General features: G+C 63.9%; 21 protein-coding genes. 11 read left to right on the forward strand and 10 right to left on the reverse strand.

All coding sequences use genetic code 11. The features are described 5' to 3' along the window. Positions 1-49: 49 nt before the first annotated feature. The gene (locus tag C2H86_RS12735) at positions 50-1024 is read right to left on the reverse strand and encodes a GlxA family transcriptional regulator (protein WP_159412791.1); all 975 of its coding nucleotides are present in this window, start codon (positions 1022-1024) and stop codon (positions 50-52) included. A gap of 132 nt (positions 1025-1156) precedes the next feature. Here C2H86_RS12735 and C2H86_RS12740 point away from each other — a divergent pair, with 132 nt between their 5' ends. Together C2H86_RS12740 and ycaC are read left to right on the forward strand one after the other, a co-directional pair. Then, positions 1157-1519, forward strand: coding sequence for a helix-turn-helix domain-containing protein (locus C2H86_RS12740; RefSeq protein WP_110637980.1), 363 nt, complete (start codon positions 1157-1159; stop codon positions 1517-1519). A 72-nt stretch (positions 1520-1591) separates the two neighbouring features. Beyond that, positions 1592-2218, forward strand: a complete 627-nt coding sequence (ycaC, locus tag C2H86_RS12745; RefSeq protein ID WP_004375560.1) for an isochorismate family cysteine hydrolase YcaC — start codon at positions 1592-1594, stop codon at positions 2216-2218. Positions 2219-2272: 54 nt separating this feature from the next. Here the strand turns inward: ycaC and C2H86_RS12750 are convergent, their stop codons facing one another. Beyond that, positions 2273-7312: a trifunctional serine/threonine-protein kinase/ATP-binding protein/sensor histidine kinase gene (locus C2H86_RS12750; protein ID WP_159412792.1), complete on the reverse strand. Its 5040-nt coding sequence runs from the start codon at positions 7310-7312 to the stop codon at positions 2273-2275. A 240-nt stretch (positions 7313-7552) separates the two neighbouring features. Between C2H86_RS12750 and C2H86_RS12755 the strand changes: the two genes are divergently transcribed. The 3 genes from C2H86_RS12755 to C2H86_RS12765 all read left to right on the forward strand — a co-directional run bounded on the left by C2H86_RS12755 (position 7553) and on the right by C2H86_RS12765 (position 9397). Further along, positions 7553-8533 (forward strand): response regulator, encoded by a 981-nt coding sequence (locus tag C2H86_RS12755; protein WP_159412793.1) that lies wholly within the window; start codon positions 7553-7555, stop codon positions 8531-8533. Then, positions 8530-8895 carry a response regulator transcription factor gene (locus tag C2H86_RS12760; RefSeq protein WP_205524605.1) on the forward strand — a complete coding sequence of 122 codons (366 nt, stop codon included), beginning with the start codon at positions 8530-8532 and terminating at the stop codon, positions 8893-8895. The genes C2H86_RS12755 and C2H86_RS12760 overlap by 4 nt, the downstream gene beginning before the upstream one ends. 73 nt (positions 8896-8968) lie before the next feature. Next, the gene (locus C2H86_RS12765) at positions 8969-9397 is read left to right on the forward strand and encodes a DoxX family protein (RefSeq protein WP_159412794.1); all 429 of its coding nucleotides are present in this window, start codon (positions 8969-8971) and stop codon (positions 9395-9397) included. A 32-nt stretch (positions 9398-9429) separates the two neighbouring features. On the opposite strand, the gene C2H86_RS12770 is transcribed toward C2H86_RS12765, so the two are convergent. Next, a complete protein-coding gene (locus C2H86_RS12770) occupies positions 9430-10920 on the reverse strand; it encodes a YifB family Mg chelatase-like AAA ATPase (RefSeq protein ID WP_159412795.1) in 1491 nt (496 codons plus the stop codon). Between the two features lie 255 nt (positions 10921-11175). Between C2H86_RS12770 and C2H86_RS12775 the strand changes: the two genes are divergently transcribed. Next, entirely contained in the window at positions 11176-13188 is a 2013-nt protein-coding gene (locus C2H86_RS12775) for a DUF4034 domain-containing protein (RefSeq protein ID WP_159412796.1), read from the forward strand. 191 nt (positions 13189-13379) lie between these two features. On the opposite strand, the gene C2H86_RS12780 is transcribed toward C2H86_RS12775, so the two are convergent. Next, positions 13380-13643 (reverse strand): accessory factor UbiK family protein, encoded by a 264-nt coding sequence (locus C2H86_RS12780; RefSeq protein ID WP_103448521.1) that lies wholly within the window; start codon positions 13641-13643, stop codon positions 13380-13382. 376 nt (positions 13644-14019) lie between these two features. Between C2H86_RS12780 and glnK the strand changes: the two genes are divergently transcribed. From glnK to sutA, 3 genes are all read left to right on the forward strand, one after another. Then, positions 14020-14358 (forward strand): P-II family nitrogen regulator, encoded by a 339-nt coding sequence (gene glnK, locus C2H86_RS12785; protein ID WP_002555808.1) that lies wholly within the window; start codon positions 14020-14022, stop codon positions 14356-14358. Between the two features lie 47 nt (positions 14359-14405). Then, positions 14406-15740: an ammonium transporter gene (locus tag C2H86_RS12790; RefSeq protein WP_159412797.1), complete on the forward strand. Its 1335-nt coding sequence runs from the start codon at positions 14406-14408 to the stop codon at positions 15738-15740. A gap of 428 nt (positions 15741-16168) precedes the next feature. Further along, positions 16169-16498 carry a transcriptional regulator SutA gene (sutA, locus tag C2H86_RS12795; protein ID WP_056794110.1) on the forward strand — a complete coding sequence of 110 codons (330 nt, stop codon included), beginning with the start codon at positions 16169-16171 and terminating at the stop codon, positions 16496-16498. A 54-nt stretch (positions 16499-16552) separates the two neighbouring features. On the opposite strand, the gene C2H86_RS12800 is transcribed toward sutA, so the two are convergent. Genes C2H86_RS12800 through lptM form a run of 6 tightly spaced genes read right to left on the reverse strand, consistent with a single transcriptional unit; the run spans position 16553 to position 21157 of the window. After that, a complete protein-coding gene (locus C2H86_RS12800) occupies positions 16553-17248 on the reverse strand; it encodes an HAD family hydrolase (RefSeq protein ID WP_159412798.1) in 696 nt (231 codons plus the stop codon). After that, entirely contained in the window at positions 17245-18144 is a 900-nt protein-coding gene (xerC, locus tag C2H86_RS12805; protein WP_103448524.1) for a tyrosine recombinase XerC, read from the reverse strand. The genes C2H86_RS12800 and xerC overlap by 4 nt, the downstream gene beginning before the upstream one ends. After that, the gene (locus tag C2H86_RS12810) at positions 18144-18848 is read right to left on the reverse strand and encodes a DUF484 family protein (protein ID WP_110637926.1); all 705 of its coding nucleotides are present in this window, start codon (positions 18846-18848) and stop codon (positions 18144-18146) included. The genes xerC and C2H86_RS12810 overlap by 1 nt, the downstream gene beginning before the upstream one ends. Positions 18849-18861: 13 nt before the next feature. Beyond that, complete coding sequence (dapF, locus tag C2H86_RS12815; protein WP_110637925.1) at positions 18862-19692, reverse strand: diaminopimelate epimerase; 831 nt, start codon at positions 19690-19692, stop codon at positions 18862-18864. Between the two features lie 4 nt (positions 19693-19696). After that, entirely contained in the window at positions 19697-20944 is a 1248-nt protein-coding gene (gene lysA / locus C2H86_RS12820) for a diaminopimelate decarboxylase (protein WP_110637924.1), read from the reverse strand. 9 nt (positions 20945-20953) lie between these two features. Further along, positions 20954-21157: an LPS translocon maturation chaperone LptM gene (gene lptM, locus C2H86_RS12825; protein ID WP_060507625.1), complete on the reverse strand. Its 204-nt coding sequence runs from the start codon at positions 21155-21157 to the stop codon at positions 20954-20956. A gap of 252 nt (positions 21158-21409) precedes the next feature. Between lptM and cyaY the strand changes: the two genes are divergently transcribed. Continuing rightward, complete coding sequence (cyaY, locus tag C2H86_RS12830) at positions 21410-21742, forward strand: iron donor protein CyaY (protein ID WP_159412799.1); 333 nt, start codon at positions 21410-21412, stop codon at positions 21740-21742. Position 21743: 1 nt separating this feature from the next. Further along, positions 21744-21956 carry a DUF1289 domain-containing protein gene (locus C2H86_RS12835; protein ID WP_159412800.1) on the forward strand — a complete coding sequence of 71 codons (213 nt, stop codon included), beginning with the start codon at positions 21744-21746 and terminating at the stop codon, positions 21954-21956. The last annotated feature ends 20 nt before the right edge of the window (positions 21957-21976 follow it).

Here is a 21976-nt window from a genome sequence, read left to right on the forward strand (position 1 = left end):
GATGGAGAAACATTGTCCCGGGAAATGAGACAACCTGTGCTCATTTGACTCAAGCCTCGCCAAACTGCGCCCGATACTGCGCCGGTGTCATGCCGATCCGCTCGCAGAACACCTTTCTCATATGCCGGTCACTGCCAAACCCGCAGCGCGCCGCCACCACCTTCAATGGCAGCTCGCCGCATTCGAGCAGCTTGCGCGACTGGTCGATCCGCGCATTCTGCAGGTACTGCAGCGGCGTGATCCCGACCTCACGCTGAAAGGTCCGGGCAAAGTTGCGCCCGCTCATGGCCACCAGGTCGGCCATCTTCTGCACGGTGAACGCCTGGTCGATGTGGTCGACGATATAGGCCTGCACCCGGGCAATCGGCGAGTCATCCCGCGGTACGGCGGCCAGCAGCGGTCCGTAAGGCGTCTGCCCGCCCTGGCGATGACGGGCGACCAGCAGCACCTTGGCCACTTCCAGGGCCAGGGCCTTGCCGTGGTCCTCGGCCACCAGCGCCAGCGCCAGGTCGATGCCTGCGGTGATCCCTCCCGAGGTGATCAGGCACCGGTCGATCACGTAGATCTGCTCGGTCTCGACCTTGGCCTCGGGAAAGGCCTGGGCCAGGCGCTCCACGTAGTTCCAGTGGGTGGTGCAGCGATAGCCGCCGAGCAACCCGGCACGCCCGAGCAAGAACACCCCGGTGCAGATCGCGCCGAAGCGCCGGGCCTGTTGCACGGCCTGGGGCAGCCAGCGCTCGATCGCCGGCAGGGCGACGTGGTAGGCCCCCGGCCCCCCTGGTACCAGCAACAGGTCGACGCTGGCCGGCAATTGCTCCAGGCGCAGATCGGCCACGACCTTCAGGCCGCATGAGCCGCGAATGGTCCCTTGGCCTTCGGCCACGGTCACCAACCGATAATGTTTGTCTGCGGGCAAGAACCGATTGGCGATGGCAAAGGCATCCATCGGCCCGGTTACGTCCAGCAATAGCACGTCGTTGAACAGCACCATGGCCACGGTTCGATGAGCGCGATTTTCCTGCATACCCCATAGCCCTTCGTATCCTGAGCACTGCATCTTAGGGCAGCGCTGCACAATTAAGAACAATTCAGCTTTGGCTCAGGACTTTGTCACAGGCTGGCGGCGAGACTTTCTCCATTGAACAGGAGAGTCGCCATGCACCCTGGGACGCCCCAAGAGCCACTGCCAACCCCCGGCGCGCTGACGCCCGCGCGGTTGCGCCAAGCCAAGGAACTGATGCTGCGCAGCTCGCTGTCGATCATCGAGATCGCGGCTGTGTGCAACCTCACCCGCAGCCATTTCTCCCGTGCCTTCAAGGTCAACACCGGCCTGTCGCCCCAGGCCTGGCGCCTGCTGGCGCGCATGGAAAAGGCCAAGCGCCTGCTCGTCACCGAGGCACCGATCACCCACGTGAGCCTGGAGTGCGGCTTCTGCGACCAGGCCCATTTCACCCGGGCCTTCAGCCGCCTGGTCGGCCAGCCGCCCAAGGCTTGGCGCCAGGCGCAGGCATTTTCTTAAGCCGGATCTATCCGCTGGGATAAGCCTTTAGGTAAGTCCTGGCCCGTTTTCCCAACCCAAGGAGTCACCCCCATGAGCCAACCTGATTACAAGCGCCTGAACAAAGACGACGCCGTGGTGCTGCTGGTCGACCACCAGACTGGCCTGATCTCGCTGGTACAGGACTTCTCGCCCAACGAATTCAAGAATAACGTCCTGGCCCTGGGCGACCTGGCCAAGTTCTTCGGCCTGCCGACCATTCTCACCACCAGCTTCGAGCAAGGCCCCAACGGCCCGCTGGTGCCGGAGTTGAAAGAGATGTTCCCGGACGCGCCGTACATTGCTCGCCCAGGCCAGATCAATGCCTGGGACAACGAGGACTTCGTCAAGGCGATCAAGGCCACTGGCCGCAAGCAGCTGATCATTGCCGGTGTGGTGACCGATGTATGCGTGGCCTTCCCGACCCTGTCGGCATTGGCTGAGGGCTTTGAAGTGTTCGTGGTGACCGATGCCTCGGGCACCTTCAACGAGACCGTGCAGCAGGCGGCATGGGTGCGCATGACCCAGGCGGGTGCGCAGATGATGAACTGGTTCTCGGTGGCCTGTGAGCTGCACCGTGACTGGCGCAACGACATCGAAGGGCTAGGTAACCTGCTGTCGCAGCGGATCCCCAACTACCGCAACCTGATGAACAGCTATGCGGCGTTGAGCGCTCGCTGATGCAAACCTGTTCCGGCCCTTTCGCAGGCAAGCCCGCGAAAGGGCCGGAACAGGCTACGAACGATTCACAGGCAGCGTGAAGCGAATCCGGCAGCCGCCAAACGCCGACTCCAGCGCCTGCAACTGCCCACCATGGGCCTGCACCACCGAACTGCAGATCGCCAGCCCCATCCCCAACCCTTCGTCCTTGGTGGTATGAAACGCGTCAAACACATGCACCCGCTCATCCACCGAGATGCCGGGCCCGTTGTCGTCCACGCAGATTTCCACCACGTCTGCACCCACTGCAGATGAAATCCGCAACACGCCATCACTGCGATACCCGGCCAGGGCATCCAGCGCATTGGTGATCAGGTTGAATACCAGCTGCTGCAACTGCACCGGGTCGGCCATCACGCTCACTCCTGCCTGCAATCGGGTCTGTACCTCGACCAGATGCTTGGCGGCATCGGCCGAGGTCAGGCGCAGTACCTCGCGAATCAGCTCGTCGACCTTTACGGCCTTGAGCTGCATTGGCGACTGTTTGGCCAGCGAGCGCAGTGCGCGGACGATGTTGGCGGCGCGTTCGCTGTCATTGCGGATGTCTTCCAGGCCGGCAATCGCCTCTTCCAGGTTGGGCTCGGCGCGCTTGAGCCAACGCAGGCTGGCCGCAGCGTTGGAGGCAATGCCCAACAGCGGCTGGCTGATCTCGTGGGCAATGGACGCCGACAGCTCGTTCATCACCTGCAAGTGGGCACTGCGCGCAAGTTCGGCGCGTGATCGGCGCAGTTCTTCTTCCATTTGCGCCCGGGCCTGGTTGTCCTCGGCCAGGCGTGTATAGAACTTGGCCGTCTGCAGTGACACGGCCGCCTGCGAGGCGAGGATCTCCAGCATCGCCAGGCGCTGGCTGCCGAAAAGGTTCGGCACCAGGCGGTTTTCCAGGTACACCAGGCCGATCAGCACGCCCTGGATCACCAGCGGCAGGCACAGCACCGAACGGGCCTTGCGTGCGTGCAGCTCCTGGCGGAAGGCCTCGGGGCAATCGCTTTGGGCATCATTGAGCACCAGCGGCTTCTTGGTACGGAGGGTGGCGTTGATGATCGACAGCGGCGCCTGGGTCATGAACTTCTGGCAGTTGTCCATGCTCACGTGCAGCCCTGCATTGTCGATGAAGGCCAGGGCGGCCATCTGGAATTCGGCGCCGCTGACGATCAGCAGCGCACCGTGATCGGCGCCGGAGTGTTGGGTGAGGTGGCCCATCAGCGTTTCGATCAGGCCTTCGAGCAGCACTTCCTCGGACAACGCCCGCGCCGCCTCGATACCGGCCTCGAGGTCCAGCTTGGCCTGCTGGGTGGCGCGGTAGGTCTCCTGGACGGGTTGCGTGCGCAGGAACGGATGCAAGGCCTCCAGCTGCTGCACCTTGCCGGTCGCCCCCCAGATATGGAAGCAGTCGCGGGCAATACGCAGGTGCAGGTTGGCGCCGGAGATCAGCCCGCTGGGGATGCAGACCTCGGCCAGTTGCTCGTGGGCCAGGGCCTGTTCGTGGATGAAGCCGGCGGCGGTCGCGGCGATCTGCGCCTGGTCGAAGCAGCGAATGGCCGCCAGGCCGTCGCCTTCGAGCTTGGCAATTACCCCTTCGATCAACAGGAGCTTGCTGCGGAAGGTCACCGGATTGAAGCCGGCCCAGCGGCCGAAGCGCTCGTGCAGGGCCTGCAGCTCGGCCAGCTTGTCGGCAAGGCTGCCGTGGGCTTCCGGGCTGCCCAGGGCCAGGCCGCGGAACAGGTGGTAGTCAGCCAGGTTGATATGTGCCGGTGCTGCCCAGGCGTTATCGCCCGCAGCGTTCAGGCTGTGCATGGCTTGCGCGACATTGCCCAGGTAGAAGGCTGACATGCCGGTGAACAGCTGCTGGAAGAACAACGTGGTGGGTGAATTCACATGCGCGGGCTGGATCGTGCAGGGTGCTCCGCTCAGGCTGGCGACGAATGCCTGCTGGGCTTGCAGGATCTGCTCGATATCGCTGTAGCCGTAACCGCGCACGGTAGCCAGGCCCTGAGCCACTTCCTCGGCCACTTCCGGCAGATAGCGGCCCATGAACAGGGAGTCGGAAACCAGATGGTTGCAGGCATAGCAGGTCATGGCCACGTCACCGCTCACGCGTGTCGAGTCGAGTGCTTCCAGCGCCATGCGGCGGGCGAACTCCATGGGCGAAGTCCAGGCACTGACCTGGTCCAGGGCCAGCAGCGCGCTGGTGAGATCGGCCTCGAAGCCGTGTCGCTCGATCAGCTTGAGCGCGGCCAGGCAGCAGGCATGGCCGTCGTGGTAGCTGCCGAAGCGCTCGGCGATCATCACCCCGTACCAGGCCAGGCCGTAGGTGCTGCCTGGGGCGACACCGTGCAACAGCGATAGCTCCATGAGCTTGGCCAGGTGCAGGAAGCAGATATCGTCCTGTACAAAAAACGATGACGACAAGGTGGCCAGCAAGCCAATGGCAGCCGCTACCTCCTCCGAGTCGGTACGCGGCAGCGACGCCAGGCAATGGCGGCCTTGCTGTTCGATCAGGTCCAGGACATGCGCGTGGCTGGCTTCCACTTGCTGCGGGTCGACACCGCAAGTCAGGCTGATTCCCAGCAGCTCAAGGCCGTCGACGGCGGTGTTGATGGCGGCCTGGTAATCGCCGCGCACGGTGTGCAGGCATGCCTGCAGCCGGCATACCCGTACCCGCTCCAGCGTCGAGCGTGCGCGCTGGCGGCATACCATGATCCGCTCTTCGGCTGCAGCCATGCGCGACAGCTGCAGGTGGCATTCTGCAGCCATGCAGGCGATGGCAAAGGCATGGTTGGCGTGGCTCTGCGGTGTGGCACTCTGGTGCAGCAGCAGCTCGCATGTTTGCAGGTAGGCCGCAGATTGTTCGTAGGCGCCCGTGTCGCGCGAGCGCAGCGCCGCATCATGCAAAAGCTGCAGGAAAAGGTCGCAGTCATCCGCTGCAAACCCGCGTGGGCTGGCGCGTTGCAGCTGATTGGCGATCTCGAACTCAGCCTCCTGCAAGTCGTTGCGCCAGACCTGGAGCATGGCCAGGGCAATGCTTGCATGCAGCTGGCCGCGATCACGCGCAGGCGTGAGTTGGTAGGCGGCCTCCATCACGCGGCCATGGGCGAAGCTCAGACCCTTCTGGCCCGGTTGCAGGAAACCCGCGTCAACCAAGGCCTTCAGCGGTTTGCCCGGCAGCAGTGCAAGCAGCAGGCGTTCATCGCAGCGGCTGCCTGCCGCGCTGGCGATCCGCAGTACATCGCGTTGAGGGGTCGGCAGACGTGCCAGACGGTGGATCATCAGATCGGCGACGTTGTCGGAATAGCGTTGCCGGGCCACGGCTTGCAGGCACCACGACCAGCGCATGGCCTGGGTGTCGAAGGTGAACAGCCGGTCTTCGACCATGACCCTGAGGATCTGGTTGATGAAGAACGGGTTACCTGCGGTCTTGCCGTGAATCAGCTCGGCGACCTGCAACGCCTGGTCGGGGCTGACGTGGTAGCGCTCGCCGACCAGTTCGGTGACTGCACCGACGGTCAGTGGGCGCAGGTTCAGTGTGATGCTGTGCAGCGTTGCGGGCGTGGCAAGTGGCGTAACCGCGGTTTGCGCATCGTCGCGGCGGACGAAGATCAGCAGCAGGTTGTCGGGGGCCTGGGCGAGCAACTGTGCCAGCAGCTGTTGGGTGGCATCGTCGGCCCACTGCAGGTCATCGAAACACAGCGTCAGCGGGTGACCGGGGGAGCTGAACACCTGCAGGAATTCGACGATGGCCTGCTGCGCTTTCTGCAATGCCAGACGCGTGGGCTTTTCCGGCAGGTCGGGCAGGGGACCGAGTATCAGTTGCAGCTCTGGGGCCAGCTTGCCGAGCAACCGACCGTGATCCTTGATGCGATGCAGGATCTCGCGGCGCAGCGTGTCCAGATCCTGGCTGTTCTTGGCCAGCAGCTGGGTGGTCAGCGAACCGAGGATCTCGACCCAAGGCGCATAGGGCACAGCCTGTTCCGGGCTATTGCACTTGCCGATAGCCCAATAGCCTTCGGCATGGGCTTTGAGTGCGGCCTCGACCAGGCTGGACTTGCCCATGCCCGCCGCGCCATTGATGAGCAGCACCTGCGGCTTGCTGTCGCGACGCAGGGCATTGAGCATCAGGGCGATGAGCTTCTGTTCGGCATTGCGGCCGTACAGTCGCTCGCGACTGGGCGAAGCCGGGTCGGCGCAGCCGGGCTCGAACGGGGCGATAGACTTGCTGGCGGCCCATTGCCTTTGGCAGTGGGCCAGGTCCACAGTCAGGGCCCGGGCGCTCTGGTAGCGGGCGTCGGGTTCCTTTGCCAGGGCCTTGGCCAGGATCCGGCTCAGTGGCTGCGGTACCTGACTGTCGACCTCACAGGCCGTGCGTGGCTGAACGCCGGCATGCAACTGGCGCCAGTGCTGGGTATCGCGCCCGGCCAGCGGCAGCTCGCCCAACAGCAGCTGGTAGAGGATTGCGCCCAATGCATAGATGTCGCTGCGCCGGTCGCTGCTGCTGCCATGTGGGCAGATCTGCTCCGGTGCCAGGTAGGCCCAGTTGCCGAGCGCATTGCCCTGTTCGCTGATCAGTTCTGGTGTATCGGCACGAAAACAGCCAAGTCGCACCTGATGGTTGGGCCGCAGGCACACGTGTTCGGGCTGCAATGCACCGTGCAGTACGTTGTGCTCGTGTGCTTGGGTCAAGGCGTTGGCGGCGTTTACCGCGATTTCGAGAAAGGTCGCCAGGGCGAGCGGGCCCTGGCGGATCAGGTCGGCGATGGAGCGGCCGGCCGGGTACACCAGCAAAGGGCCTTCGGTGGAACGGACGAACGCTGAGGGGATTACCGCCCATTGCGGGTCCAGCTGCAGGCGGTAGTCACGCTCAAGGCGCTGGCAGGCCGCAGGGGCCTCGAGCGGGGCGCGCACGGCGATCCAGGCTTGGCGGGTCTCGGGGTCGCACAAGCGGAAATAGCTGAGCTCACCTTCTTGACCCAGTTGCGTGATATCGCAGCGATTCAGCCAGTCATCGTCGATCGATTGGTCGAAATCGATGGGCCTGTTTGCGAGGCGTTCATCGAGCATAAAGCACCCCCTGCTAGCGACATCCTGACGTGCGAGTATACGCAGCAGCCCCTTCAAGAACGCGGCCTGCAGCCGGCTTGGCTGAAACGGGCACGCTGTTGTCCGTTATCAATACCTGGCGGCTGTAGTGCGCTTGTATAGTGCTGAGGCCAACCTATCCCTCGGGATAATTGTCTGAATGCGGATGCTCACCTAGGCTGCCCGAGGCTGTGCAAACGCCCATGCCCGCGCGAGGAAACCATGATCCGAATCGGTAATGCCCAGGTGTCGCTGGAGCGGCGAGAAGCCTTTCTCGATGGCAAGCCGATCCCGTTGGGCGGGCGTGCATTCGAGGTGTTGGCCACGCTGATCAAGGCCAAGGGCCGGGTGGTCGGCAAGGATGAGCTGTTCAGTCAGGTGTGGGCCGGCACGGTGGTCGAGGACAACAACCTGCAGGTGCAGGTGTCGCTGCTGCGCAAGGCCTTCGGCGACCGCGGGCTGATCCAGACCGTGGCGCGCAGGGGGTATCGCCTGGCTGCGCAGGTCAGTTTCGACGTGCCTTGCCTGGCGCTGGGCCAGTCGCCATTTGGCACTATGGCCGATGCCAGCGAGCCGTTCGACGACGCTTTGAACGTCCCTGTGCTGGTGGTGGATGACGACCCTTCGGTGCGCACGGCACTGGGCCGCCTGCTGCGTTCGCAGGACATTCCGCACCGTTTGTTCGCCAGCGCCGAGGAGCTGTTCGACGCTCGCCTGGAAAGCCCTTGCGCCTGCCTGCTACTGGACATGCATCTGCCCGAAACCACCGGGCTTGAGGTTCAGGCTGCGCTGCGTCGGCTGGCGCTGCCCTGGCCAATCGTGTTCATGACCGGTTTCGGCACTATCCCCATGACGGTCCAGGCCATGCGCGCCGGGGCCGTGGAGTTTCTGACCAAGCCCTTCGACGAAGACCAACTGCTGGCGCTGCTTGAGTCGGTACGCGTGCGCGCGGTGACCGAGGGGCGCAAATGGCAGCACGGGCGGCAGGTCCAGGAAAAGTACCAGCACCTGACCCAGCGCGAGCGCCAGGTGTTTTCGCTGGTGGTTGGCGGCTTGTCGCACAAACAGATCGCCAAGGCGATCGGCACCAGTGAGGTAACCACCAAGGTGCACAAGAAGAACATCATGAACAAGATGCAATCCCGCTCGCTGCTGGAGCTGGTGGCCATGCACAACGTCATCGAGGCTAGGTCTGGCGCATGAGCAAAGCGGTGTGCATTGTCGATGACGATGCTTCGGTGCGCAAAAGCCTGGGCAACCTGCTGCGTTCAGCAGGTTTCGAGTGCTTGGCGTTCGCCACGGGGGATGTGTTTCTGGCCTCCGGCCAGGCACGTGAGGCTGGGTGCGTTCTGCTCGATCTGAAGATGCCGGGGATGAGCGGGCTGGAGGTGCAGCGTGAGCTGGCGCGGCGGGGTTGGCGCTTGCCGGTGATTGGCATGTCGGCGCATTGGGAAGATGGCGCGGTGCAGGCGGCGCTAGCCAATGGCGCGCAGGCTTGCCTGGGTAAGCCGTTTTCCGAAGAGGCACTGCTCAAGGTGGTCGAAGAGGCGTTGGCAGGTGAATGAGCACACCTGAACAATCAATCGCTGGGCCGTCGGCTGATGCTCGTTGGGTTGATTGAATTACGGGATCTTTGCCATGCCACACCTCAAGACCTTTCTCGCCCCGCAGTCGCCAACCCTTATCGCCATTGGCCTGCTGTTCATGCGGGTGATGGCTGCTGTGCTGCTGTTTTCCATCCACGGGTTGCCCAAGCTGCTGAACTGGAGCGGGGAGTTGCAGCGCATCGAAGATCCTTTTGGCCTGGGAGCGCCGCTGACCTTGGGCCTGGCGGTGTTTGCCGAAGTGGTCTGCCCGGTGTTGCTGGTGCTGGGCGTGGCAGCGCGGCTGGCCTGCCTGCCGGTGCTGGCGGTATTGCTCGTAGCGCTGGTGGTGGTGCATCCGGACTGGTCGCTGGAGCAGGGGCAGTTTGCCTGGTTGCTGGTGGCGCTTTATGGCGGGCTGGCGTTGACTGGGCCTGGGTTGTACTCGGTCTCCGGGCTGATCGGCCGAAGCAAGTTCCCTTGATGGATCTTGGGGCCGCGTTGCGGCCCCAGGCTCTAGCTGCTGCCCGGTCGGTACTGTAAAGCCTCGGCCAGATGCCCCCGGCTGATCGCCTGGCTACCTTCCAGATCTGCCAAGGTCCGCGCCACTTTCAACAACCGATGCGCCGCCCGCAATGAAAGCGTCAGCCGCTCGCAGGCACTTTCCAGCCAAGCCTGGTCCGCCGTTGCCAGCTGACAATGGCTGCGCAATCCCTCGAGGTTCAGAAACGCATTGGCACAGCCTTGCCGCCGCTGCTGCACCTCCCGAGCCTGCGCCACCTTCACAGCCACATCGGCGCTGGTCTCCCCACTGGGCTGGTTGTTGAGCGTGGTGGTCTCGCGGGCCACGGTCAGGTGCAGGTCGATGCGGTCCAGCAATGGGCCAGACAGCTTGTTGCGATACCGTGCTATCTGCTCGGTGCTGCAGCGGCAGCGGCCGGTGGGGTCGCCCAGGTAGCCGCAAGGGCAGGGGTTCATCGCCGCCACCAGCTGGAAGCGCGCCGGGAAACGCACCTTGTCGCGCGCCCGCGCAATCACGATCTCGCCCGACTCCAGCGGCTCGCGCAGCACTTCCAGCACGCGCCTTTCAAACTCTGGCAGCTCGTCGAGAAACAGCACACCATGGTGCGCCAGGGTGATCTCGCCTGGCTGCGGCCGGCTGCTGCCGCCTACCAGCGCCGGCCCCGAGGCCGAATGGTGCGGGTGGCGAAATGGGCGCTGCGGCCAGCTGCTCAGCGGCGTGTGGCCACTCACCGACTGGATCGCCGCCACTTCCAGCGCCTCTTGCTCATCCAGAGGTGGCAGCAGGCCGGGCAGGCGGCTGGCGAGTAGCGTCTTGCCCGTGCCGGGCGGCCCGGTGAACAGCAGGTTATGCGCTCCGGCAGCGGCCAACAGCAATGCCCGCTTGGCCGCGACCTGGCCTTGTACCTCGCTGAGGTCCGGATAAGGCTGTTGCTTCAGGACCAAGCCATTGGCAGCAAATGGTGGTAGCGGCACCTGCCCGTTGAGATGCGCCACCAACTCCAGCAGGTGCCCAGCTGCATACACCACCAGCCCGCCCGCCAGGCTGGCTTCTTCAGCATTCTCCCGCGGCACCACCAATGCCCGGCCGGCCTCGCGCGCCGCCAGCGCCGCCGGCAACACGCCCTGCACTGGGCGCAACTTGCCCGACAGGGCCAGCTCGCCCAGGCATTCCATTTCAGCCAGGGCTGGCAACGGTACCTGGCCATCGGCGGCGAGTATGCCCAAGGCGATGGCCAGGTCATAACGCCCGCCGTCCTTGGGCAGGTCGGCCGGCGCGAGGTTCTGGGTAATGCGCCGCTGCGGGTAATTCAGTCCGGAATTGACGATGGCGCTGCGCACACGGTCCTTGCTCTCCTTGACCGTGGTTTCCGGCAGGCCGACCAAGGTGAGATGAGGCAGGCCGTTGGCCAGGTGCGTTTCGACGCTGACCGCCGGGGCCTGCACGCCGACCTGGGCGCGGCTGTGAACGAGGGCGAGGGACATGGACGCTCCGATTGTTACACGATCCAGAGCCGCTTCCTGCGGCGAGTCGAAGCCTAGTGAGTTTCAGCGAGACAGGCGCAAGAAAAATGCGACTTTATTTTGCATGTCAGGGTTTTCCCCTGTCTTTTCACACCCTTTGACAAATACTGGATCCAATATCTTTGCGAAGCGCCCGGCTATGGCTTAGTGTTCAAGAGCGACTGTTGTTGCCATGGGATGGCAACGCGACCCTGAAATGGACTTAAGGTACTGCCCGTGCAAACGCTCATTCGCACCCGCCAGCAGATCCAAGAACGAGTGCAGGCCAATGAATACGCCGAACTCAACCGCCTCTTCGATGCGCTCCAGGCGCAGTGGCAACAAGCGCCCCCCGGTGAGTGCCCCGCTTACCTGGAGGCCCTGCAAGGCTACATGCTGGATTGGGACACCCAGGGCGGCAAAGCCCTGACGCACACCCTCACGGCCTGGATCGACGCCAGCCCCAAGGCTTATCACCCGCATGTGGTGATGGGATTTCACTGCTTCAGCCATGCCTGCCAGATCCGCGGCCAGGCCGGCTCCCATGATGTATCCGAAGAACGCTGGCTGGCTGCCGAGCAGGCTTGTGAAAAGGGCGCGGCGCATTTCCTGCGGGCCATGGAACATGGCGCACAGCCTGTTGCTGCAGTCATCGGCATGCTGCTGATCAGCTCGCAGTTGCTCGAGCCTGGCTGGTTGGTCGAACTGTTCGATGGCCAGGTGGCGCGCTATCGGCCCAGCGCGCATGCCGATGTAGAGGTGCAGGAGGCGGCTGCGCCACTGTTGGTCAAATTCGGCCTGACACCGTTGCTGGAGCTGCCGCAAACATTGCCCGCAAGGTTGAGCGCGCGCATGCATGAGCAGGGCGAGAGCGCGCGGGATTACTGGCTGCGCCATGCGTTGGCGTGGTTTCCCGGCTGCTTCGAGGCGATCGAGGCCTATGCCGCTTGCCTGACGCCACGCTGGGGCGGCAGCGATGAGGCTATCGATGCACTGGTCAGTAGCCCGCTGTGCCAGAGTTGGTCTGAAGCACAGCGCAATGCGATCCGCTGGCTGGCCCTGGAAGAGACCTTCTGGCTGCCGCATGCCAAGCAACTGCCACAGATCGCGACCTGGCAGAGAACCTTTGCCCAGTGGGCACAGCGTGAACTCAGGCCCAAGGAGCGCGCAACGCTGCTGGCCCGGCGTGGCGCTCTGCGGCGCTATTCGATGCGTGATTACGCCGGTGCGATGCGCGACTTTGCCGACAGCGTCGCGCTCTACCCAGACCACGGCTTTGTGACGGTCATTGGCGAGCCCTTCCATAGCCTTGTCTGCCTGGTGCTGTTCAGCGAGGCCGAGGACGATTTGCAGGTATTGCGCACCGCCACCGAGCGGCTATGCGACGACTATCGACAGGCGGCGGCCTGCGCTCTGCGAGCTGCGGGGCACCAGTTCGGCTTGTGGGGTTTCGGGCCATCTGCCGAGCAGGCACGCCTGTGGTTGCGCATGGCGGTCAAGCGCCAGTGCGGGCAAGAAGCGCAGGGCTTCGATGTGCTCGATGTGCCGCGCCTGCTCTGGGCTGCCAACCTGCATGAGGCCGCGCATTTCCTGTATGAAGCCTGTGCGGAGCTGAAACTGCCGGGTGCTGCCATTGCGCTATACGATCTTCACCGTGGCTGGCTGGACAACACTCCCGCGCACTACTTGAGCAGCAAGGCTGCCGAGCACTGGCTGTTGCGTGCGGCGGAGTCTGGTGACCCACTTGCCAAGTTCGACCTGGCCCGCCAACGCATGAGCGCGCCGCAAGGGATGGATGACCGCAAGGCAATGCTGGCGGTCAAGCGGCTGCTGCTCGACGCTCTGGGCGATCCGAAAATCCATGCCAAGGCGCAGTTGCAGCTAGGCATCCTTCTGCGCCAGTACGGTGATCCGCGGGAGCGTGTCGAGGCGGTCGACTATCTGCTGGGGCTGGCCGAGCACCCCGATGCCTGGACCGCCGCGCGTGCCTGTGCGGAACTCGGGCTGGCCTGGATGCAGGGCAGCGGCACGCGTAAACAGAGCCGCTTTGCAGCAATCGAGTGGGCCAATCGTGCCGTTGCGTTGCAGTCCAGCGATCCGCTAATCGAAGAAATACAGGCCGAGATCCGCAATTCGCACAGCCGGGTGAAGACGTTGTTCACGGTATGCGGAGCGGCATTGTTCCGTGGCGACCTGCATGCCAGCGAGCTACCGCCCAAGGCGACCGGCCAGCACAGGGCTTCGGCCTGAATAGAGTCGGGGCCGCGAAGGGCTGCAACGCAGCCCCAAAGCTTTTATGGCATGGCGCCAAGGATGATATGCGACGCCTTGATCAGTGCGGTGGCCTTCACACCGGGTCACTGCGCCGGGGTGCACGGCGCTGACGGTACCTTCAGACATTGAGGGCACTGACTTTCATGGTGACTCGTCCTTATCGATTGTTATTCCTGCGACGCTGGCGCCATCCGCGCTTCCAGCTCGGCGACCTGTTTCTCCAGGGCCTCGAGGCGGGCGCGGGTGCGCGCCAGCACGACCATCTGGCTGTCGAATTCTTCGCGGCTGACCAGGTCCAGCTTGCTGAAGGCGCCTTGCATCAGCACCTTGAACTGGCTTTCCAGTTCGGCGCGTGGCTGGGCGGTATCGCTGCTGAACAGGCGCGAGGCCTGGTCGCTCAGGGCGTCGAGAAGGGCTTTGGGCGCGAGCATGGGCGGCTGTCCACTGATACTGAGAAATGGCTCGCAGTGTAGCACGGGCCAAACCTGCACCATGGACTCCAGGCGGTTGCACGCTTTTTGAGCAACTCGCCGGGCTTGCCTGCACCGAAGTTGTGCATGTTTGTCATGCTGGCGACTGGCCAATCCCGACTGATTCACATAACTCGCTGTTTTCCGGTGGTTTAACGGAACTGGCAAGGTTTCTGCAAAGACCTGTACGAGCCATGCACTGATGCAGTTCCTTGTGACCAGGCAGTGCGCACGCGGAGCCGGATGCCGACGACGCGTTACAAAGCCAACCGCTGCGCTTAGACTTGAGACGGGTTTGTTTTCCTGGGGCAAGTCCACCAAATCGGGAGAGAGTTTCATGAAGCTAGTCACAGCCATCATCAAGCCGTTCAAGCTGGACGACGTGCGCGAGTCGCTGTCGGAAATCGGCGTGCAGGGCATTACCGTCACCGAAGTCAAGGGTTTCGGCCGGCAGAAGGGCCACACCGAGCTGTATCGCGGCGCGGAGTACGTGGTCGACTTCCTGCCAAAAGTGAAGATCGACGTCGCCATCGACGACAAGGACCTTGATCGAGTGATCGAAGCCATCACCAAGGCGGCCAACACCGGCAAGATCGGTGACGGCAAGATCTTCGTGGTGAATCTGGAGCAGGCGATCCGCATCCGTACCGGCGAAACCGATACCGACGCGATCTAAGCGCCGAAAAAAGCCTCACCAAACCCAACGCCCCAGGAGAAAACAACATGACTCTGCGTAAGATCGCAGGGCTAGGAGCCCTATTGTCCCTCGTAATGCCCGGGCTTGCCCTGGCAGAGGAAGCAGCTGCCCCAGCGCTGAACTCCGGCGATACCGCCTGGATGCTCACCTCGACAGCGCTGGTGCTGTTCATGACCATTCCGGGCCTGGCCCTGTTCTACGGCGGCATGGTGCGTTCCAAGAACGTGCTGTCGGTGATGATGCAGTGCTTCGCCATCACGGGCCTGATCAGCATTCTCTGGGTCATCTACGGCTACAGCATGGCCTTCGATACCACCGGTATGGAAAAGGGCGTGCTCAACTTCAATTCCTTCGTCGGCGGGTTCTCCAAGGCGTTCCTGAGCGGCGTCACCCCGGCCAACCTGACCTCGGCCACCGCGCTGTTCCCCGAGGCAGTGTTCGTCACCTTCCAGATGACCTTCGCCATCATCACCCCGGCGTTGATCGTCGGTGCCTTCGCCGAACGCATGAAGTTCTCGGCGATGCTGGTGTTCATGGGTATCTGGTTCACCCTGGTCTACGCACCGATCGCACACATGGTCTGGAGTGGTGACGGCGCGCTGATGTGGGACTGGGGCGTGCTCGACTTCGCGGGCGGCACCGTGGTGCACATCAACGCCGGTATCGCAGGCCTGGTCTGCTGCCTGGTGCTGGGCAAGCGCAAAGGCTACCCGACCACCCCGATGGCCCCGCACAACCTGGGCTACACCCTGATGGGCGCGGCCATGCTGTGGATCGGCTGGTTCGGCTTCAACGCCGGTTCCGCCGCCGCCGCCAACGGTACTGCGGGCATGGCCATGCTGGTGACCCAGATCGCCACCGCCGCCGCAGCAATGGGCTGGATGTTCGCCGAGTGGATCTTCCACGGCAAGCCAAGTGCCTTGGGCATCGCCTCGGGTGTGGTCGCTGGCCTGGTCGCCATCACGCCGGCTGCCGGTACCGTGGGCCCGATGGGCGCCCTGGTGATCGGCCTGGCCTCCGGCGTGATCTGCTACTTCTGCGCCACCACCCTCAAGCGCAAGCTGGGTTATGACGACTCCCTCGATGCCTTCGGCGTGCACGGCGTCGGTGGCATCATCGGTGCCATCCTCACCGGCGTGTTCGCGGCACCGGCCCTGGGCGGCTTCGGCGCGGTCACCGACATCGGGGCCCAGGTCTGGATCCAGGCCAAGGGCGTGATCTTCACCGTGGTCTACACCGCCATCGTCACCTACGTGATCCTCAAGGTGCTGGATGTGGTGATGGGCTTGCGGGTCAACGAAGAAGAAGAGTCGGTCGGCCTCGACCTGGCTCAGCACAACGAACGCGGCTACAACCTGTAACTGCGACGCTGGAAAAACTTGCCCGGTTCGCCGGGCATTTTTTTGCCTGTTTTTTGCCATTTCCCGCAGTGCAAACGGTTTATCACTCACGTTCGCGACGTAGGCCAAAAACTTACAAGTCTTAGGGCGTTTATGGTGCTTTGCTTTTTCCACGGGCGCGCTAGAATGCGCGCCAAAGGGTGTTGGACGAGTAGTCCGCACGCTTCACCAGCCTTTGCTAGGCTTGCCAATAGCGTGTGGCCAGCAGGGTTCAAGGATTTGTCAGGTCCTGCCAGGAGCAGGGCCTGCTGGGTGGCGCCTCCCATCAGGAGCGCCGACCCAAGGGCAGTGGCCTAACCCACGGCCAGTTGAATTTTCACTGGTGGCTGCCGGTCTACGGCTGCACTGGTCTATAACTAACCTGCTTTTCGCAAGTCATGAGGTAGAACATGAGCGACGACGATCTGGAAAATGATGACCTCGAAGTAGGCGACGAAGACGAGGCTGATGAAGGCCTTGAAGCGGCGGCTGACGATGGTGCGGAAGATGCTGGCGATGACGACAGCAGCCCGGCACCGACTGCCAAGGGCAAATCCAAGGCCGCTGTCTCGGTAGACGAGATGCCGAGCATGGAAGCCAAGCAGAAGGAGCGTGATGCCCTGGCCAAGGCGATGGAAGAATTCCTTTCGCGCGGTGGCAAGGTGCAGGAAGTCGAGGCCAACGTGGTCGCCGACCCGCCCAAGAAGCCGGACAACAAGTACGGCAGCCGCCCTATCTGAGTGGCTGAATTCAAAAGAGCCCGCCGTCGCTGCGGGCTTTTTTGTGCCTGTCTGTCAGCGCCAGCGCGCCAGGACGTCTGGCAACTGGGACAGCCGCTGAATCTCTGCATCCGGCGCCTGATCGCCAGCCCAGGCCTTGCCTAGCGGGTTGAACCACACCGCGCGCAATCCGGCGCGCTGGGCCCCGGCAATGTCGTCGCCCGGGTGATCGCCGATATGCACCGCTGCACTGGCTTCAGCTTCGCCACGCTTGAGCGCTTCCAGGAACGGCGCCGGGTCCGGCTTGCCGATACCCAAGTCCTCCGCGCACAGGGCAAAGCGGAAGTAATCTGCCAGCCCCAAGCGGCGTACATCGGCGTTGCCGTTGGTGACCACGCCCAAGGTGTAGTGATGGCGCAGGATCTCCAGCACCGGCTGCACTTCAGGGAACACTTCGACCTGGTGGCGGGCATGCAGGAACACTTCAAAACCCTCGTTGGCCAGCTCCTGCGCCTGCTTTTCGCTGTAGCCGACCTCCTCCAGAGCGTGGAACAGTACACGCCGGCGCAGGGCACTGATGCGGTGCTTGAGGCCTGGCTCAGCCTGCACCAGGCGCTCGCGAATGGCGAACAGGTGTTCCACCGGCACGCCGCCAAGGATCGGTGCGTTGGCTTCGAGCCAGTCGCGCAGTACGACTTCGGCGCTGGCAATCACAGGCGCGGTGTCCCACAGGGTGTCGTCGAGGTCGAAGGTGATCAGCTTGATGCTCATGAGTCTGTGCCTTTGCTGCGTTTGGCCCGAGGGTGGGCGCTGTCGTACACCGCGGCCAGGTGCTGGAAGTCCAGGTGGGTGTAGATCTGCGTGGTGCTGATGTCGGCATGGCCGAGCATTTCTTGCACCGCGCGCAGGTCCTGGGACGATTCCAGCACATGGCTGGCGAAGGAATGGCGAAGCATGTGCGGGTGCAGGTGCTGGCCCAGCTCGCGCTCGCCGGCGGCCTTGACCCGCAGCTGAATGGCCCGCGGGCTCATGCGATTGCCTTGCCGAGTGATGAACACCGCGCTGTCACGCGGGCCGCCGATGCCGCGCAGCTTGAACCAGGCCTGCAAGGCCTCACGGGCCTTGCGGCCAACCGGTAGCACGCGGGTCTTGCTGCCCTTGCCAAGCACCTGCACCAGGCCAGCGGCCAGGTCGAGCTGCTCGAGGTCGAGGTTGTTCAGCTCGGACAGGCGCAAGCCGGAGGAATAGAACAGTTCGAGGATGGCCTGGTCGCGGCGGGCGATGAAGTCATCGTCGACCCCGCCATCGAGCAGCTGCAGGGCGCGGTCGGTATCGAGCACCTTGGGCAGCCGGCGTTCGCCCTTGGGCGCGCTCAGGCCGGTGGCCGGGTCGTGCTGGCACAGGCCTTCGCGGTTGAGGTAGCGGTACAGGCCGCGCACCGCCGAAAGCAACCGCGCCAGGCTGCGCGAGGACTGCCCCTGGTGGTGCTGGCGGGCGACCAGCTGGCGCAGCTGCTGGATCTGCAGCGCGCCCCAGCCGGCGATGCCCTGGCTGTTGCAGTATTCGATGACCTTGTCGAGGTCGCGGCGGTAGGCCAGAAGGGTGTGTTCCGACACCTGGCGCTCGTTGCGCAGGTGTGCGCAATAAGCCTCCAGCTGGCGTTCCATCAGCGCACCGAACGCAGGGTCTGGGTCACGCGTGGCACCACGCGGCCGAGCACTTCGGCGATATAGCCGAGGAACAATGTGCCGACGCTGCTCTTGTAGTGCTGCGGGTCGCGACTGCCGATTGCCAGCACGCCATGCAGCCCCTGGTATTCGAGGGCGGCAACCGCACTGGAGCCGACTTCCTGCTGCTGCTCCTTGCCGAACAGGAAGGCCAGTTCGTGCTCGCGCAGGTTGCCGCTGACTGTCTTGCCGCCGCCGAGCAAGCCGCCGATGGCTTGCTGGGCTTCGGCATTGCTCACCCAGCGGCCGACGGGTGCCGCGTTGTCGCCGAACAGGATCAGGCTGACGAAAGGCACCTGGAATTCCTGGCGCAAGCTGTCTTCGACGGCCATCACCACTTCTTCCAGACTGCCGGCATCGAGCAGGTCGAGGATCAGCCGGCGGGTCTTGTCGAACAGCCGGTCGTTGTCACGGGCCACGTCCATCAGTTGCGACAGGCGATGGCGCATCTCGATGTTGCGGTCGCGCAGCAGCTTGAGCTGGCGTTCCACCAGCGACACGCTGTCGCCGCGCTGGTGGGGGATACGTTGCTCGATCAGCAACTCGTCGTGCTCGGCGAAGAAGGTGGGGTGGGCGCGCAGGTAGGCGACCACCGCTTCGGCATCGAGCTCATCGGGCTGCTGGGGTACTGGCTGATCGGTCATGGCGGTTACTCGCTTAGAGACGAACCTGTCCTTCGAAGACGCGTACGGCTGGGCCGGTCATCAACACGGGCTTGCCGGGGCCGGCCCATTCGATGTTCAGGCGACCACCCGGCAGGTCGAGTGTCACCGGGGAGTCCATCCAGCCCTGGCTGATGGCGGCCACGGCCGCAGCGCAGGCGCCGGTGCCACAGGCCTGGGTCTCGCCGGCGCCACGCTCCCACACCCGCAGGTTGGCGCGATGGCGGTCGATGACCTGGAGGAAACCGGCATTCACCCGCTGCGGGAAGCGCGGGTGGTTTTCGATTTTCGGGCCCAGTTCATGGACCGGTGCGGTGTGCACGTCATCGACGCGCAGCACCGCATGCGGGTTGCCCATGGACACGGCGGCAATCGAATGCACCTGGCCGTCAACCTCCAGCGGGTAGTTCAACGCCTGTTCGTCGGCAATGAACGGGATGTCTGCCGGGACGAAGCGCGGCGGGCCCATGTCGACACACACCTGGCCGTCGTTCTGCACGTCCAGCTCGATGATGCCGCCCTTGGTTTCCACGCGGATGCGCTTTTTCGCGGTCAGGCGCTTGTCCAGCACGAAGCGGGCGAAGCAGCGCGCGCCATTGCCGCACTGCTCGACCTCGGAACCGTCAGCGTTGAAGATCCGGTAGCGGAAGTCCACTTCCGGGTTGCTCGGCGCCTCGACGATCAGCAGCTGGTCGAAGCCGATACCGGTGTGGCGGTCGCCCCATTGCTTGGCGTGCTTGGGCTGGATGTGCGCGTGCTGGCTGACCAGGTCAAGGACCATGAAGTCGTTGCCCAGCCCATGCATTTTGGTAAAGCGCAGCAGCATGGGCTCACTCCGGCAGCAGGCTTTCGCCAGCGTACAGTTCGGCGATGGTCTCGCGGCGGCGGACTTCGAAAGCCTGGTCGCCGTCGACCAGGATTTCCGCGCAACGGCCACGGGTGTTGTAGTTCGAGCTCATGACGAAACCATAGGCGCCCGCCGACTGCACGGCCAGCAGGTCACCTTCGGCCAGGTTCAGCACGCGGTCCTTGGCGAGGAAGTCGCCGGTTTCGCAGATCGGGCCGACCAGGTCGTAGGCACGGCCTTCGCCGGCACGTGGCGTGACCGCGCTGACACCCATCCAGGCCTGGTACAGGGCCGGGCGGATCAGGTCGTTCATCGCCGCGTCGATGATGGCGAAGTCCTTGTGTTCGGTGTGCTTGAGATATTCCACGCGGGTCAGCAGGGCACCGGCGTTGGCCACGATGTAGCGGCCAGGCTCGAACACCAGGGCCAGGTCACGGGTGCCGACGCGCTCGCGGATGGCCTTGATGTAGTCGGCCACCAGTGGCGGCTCTTCGTCGCGATAGCGCACGCCAACGCCGCCGCCCAGGTCCAGGTGGCGCAGATGGATGCCGCACTCGGCCAGGCGATCGACCAGCGCCAGCAGGCGGTCGAGGGCATCGAGGAACGGGTCGACGGTGGTCAGCTGCGAACCGATGTGGCAGTCGACACCGACGACGTCCAGGTTCGGCAGCTGCGCGGCGCGCACGTAGATGGCTTCGGCGTCGGCGATGGCGATGCCGAACTTGTTCTCTTTGAGACCGGTGGAAATGTACGGGTGGGTGCCGGCATCGACGTCCGGGTTCACACGCAGCGAGATCGGCGCAACCTTGCCCATCTCGGCGGCCACCACTTGCAGGCGCTCGAGCTCATCGGTGGATTCGACGTTGAAGCAGTGCACGCCGACTTCCAGGGCGCGGCGCATGTCTTCACGGGTTTTGCCGACGCCGGAGAACACCACGCGATCGGCGCGGCCGCCAGCGGCCAGCACGCGTTCCAGCTCACCGCCGGAAACGATGTCGAAGCCTGCGCCCAGGCGCGCCAGGACGTTCAGCACGCCAAGGTTGGAGTTGGCCTTGACGGCGAAGCAGACCAGGTGCTCGGTGCCTTGCAGGGCATCGGTGTAGCTGCGGTACTGGGCTTCGATGTGAGCGCGCGAGTACACGTAGGTCGGGGTGCCGAAACGTTCGGCGATGGCCGACAGGGCCACGCCTTCCGCGAACAGTTCACCGTCGCGGTAGTTGAAAGCGTTCATCTGAATTCCTTACTGCTCTGGCGTCTGCTCGGGCTGGATTGGCTGCTCTTCCTGCGGCTGGACCGCTGGAGCGTGCTGGTGCTGGTGCGTCTTTTTCGGGCCTTTGCCGTCCTTGCCGTCTTCTGGCAGGTACAGGGGGCCTTTCTGACCGCAGGCCGAAACGAGGCAGGCAACCGCGACCAGCGCCGCGAGCGAGGAAATCAGGCGCTTCATGGGTGAAATCCTTTGAAATATGCAGTATTGCGCCCGAGTATACCGAGCGACCGGCGGATTGCCTATGCAAGAGCCGGTCCGTCGGGCGGGGCAGCTGAAGCGGCAAGTTTCAAGCTTCAAGCGGCAAGAAAAAGCTGTCGGGTGTACGCTGGGCTTTTACTTGCGGCTTGTAGCTGGCAGCTTGCAGCTGGCGCTTTGCGCCCGTATCTTGCCCGGCTTGCCCGTAAAGCAGCCAATTTCGAGGTTCCTGCAATGAGTTTGAGCGAAGCGCGTTTCCATGATCTGGTCGACGCGACCCAACAGGCACTGGAAGACCTGTTCGACGAGAGCGGCCTGGACCTGGACATGGAAAATTCCGGCGGCGTGCTGACCGTCAAGTTCGAAGGCGGCGCCCAGCTGATCTTCAGCCGCCAGGAGCCGCTGCGCCAGCTGTGGCTGGCCGACCGTTCCGGCGGCTTCCACTTCGACTACGACGAAGAGAACGGCAAGTGGGTGTGCGAGAAGAGCGAAGAGCTGCTGGGTGAGATGCTCGAGCGCATCGTCTGGGAGCGGGCCGGCGAGAAGCTGGACTTCGACGAGATCTGACATGACCAGCCAGCCGCGGCCACCCAAGCCGCTGTACAGCAATGTCAGCCCGGCGGTGCCTTCACCCTGCATCAGCGTTTGCCGGCTGGATGAGCAGCGGGTATGCACTGGCTGCCACCGGCATGTCGAGCATATCCGCGAATGGCGCTCGGCCGACGACGAACGGCGCCGGCAGATCTGCCGCGAAGCCGAGGCCCTGCGCGCACGGGCTTGAGTATTTGCCCGGCTGTGGTA

The organism is Pseudomonas putida (assembly GCF_009883635.2).
Taxonomy (GTDB): domain Bacteria; phylum Pseudomonadota; class Gammaproteobacteria; order Pseudomonadales; family Pseudomonadaceae; genus Aquipseudomonas; species Aquipseudomonas putida_W.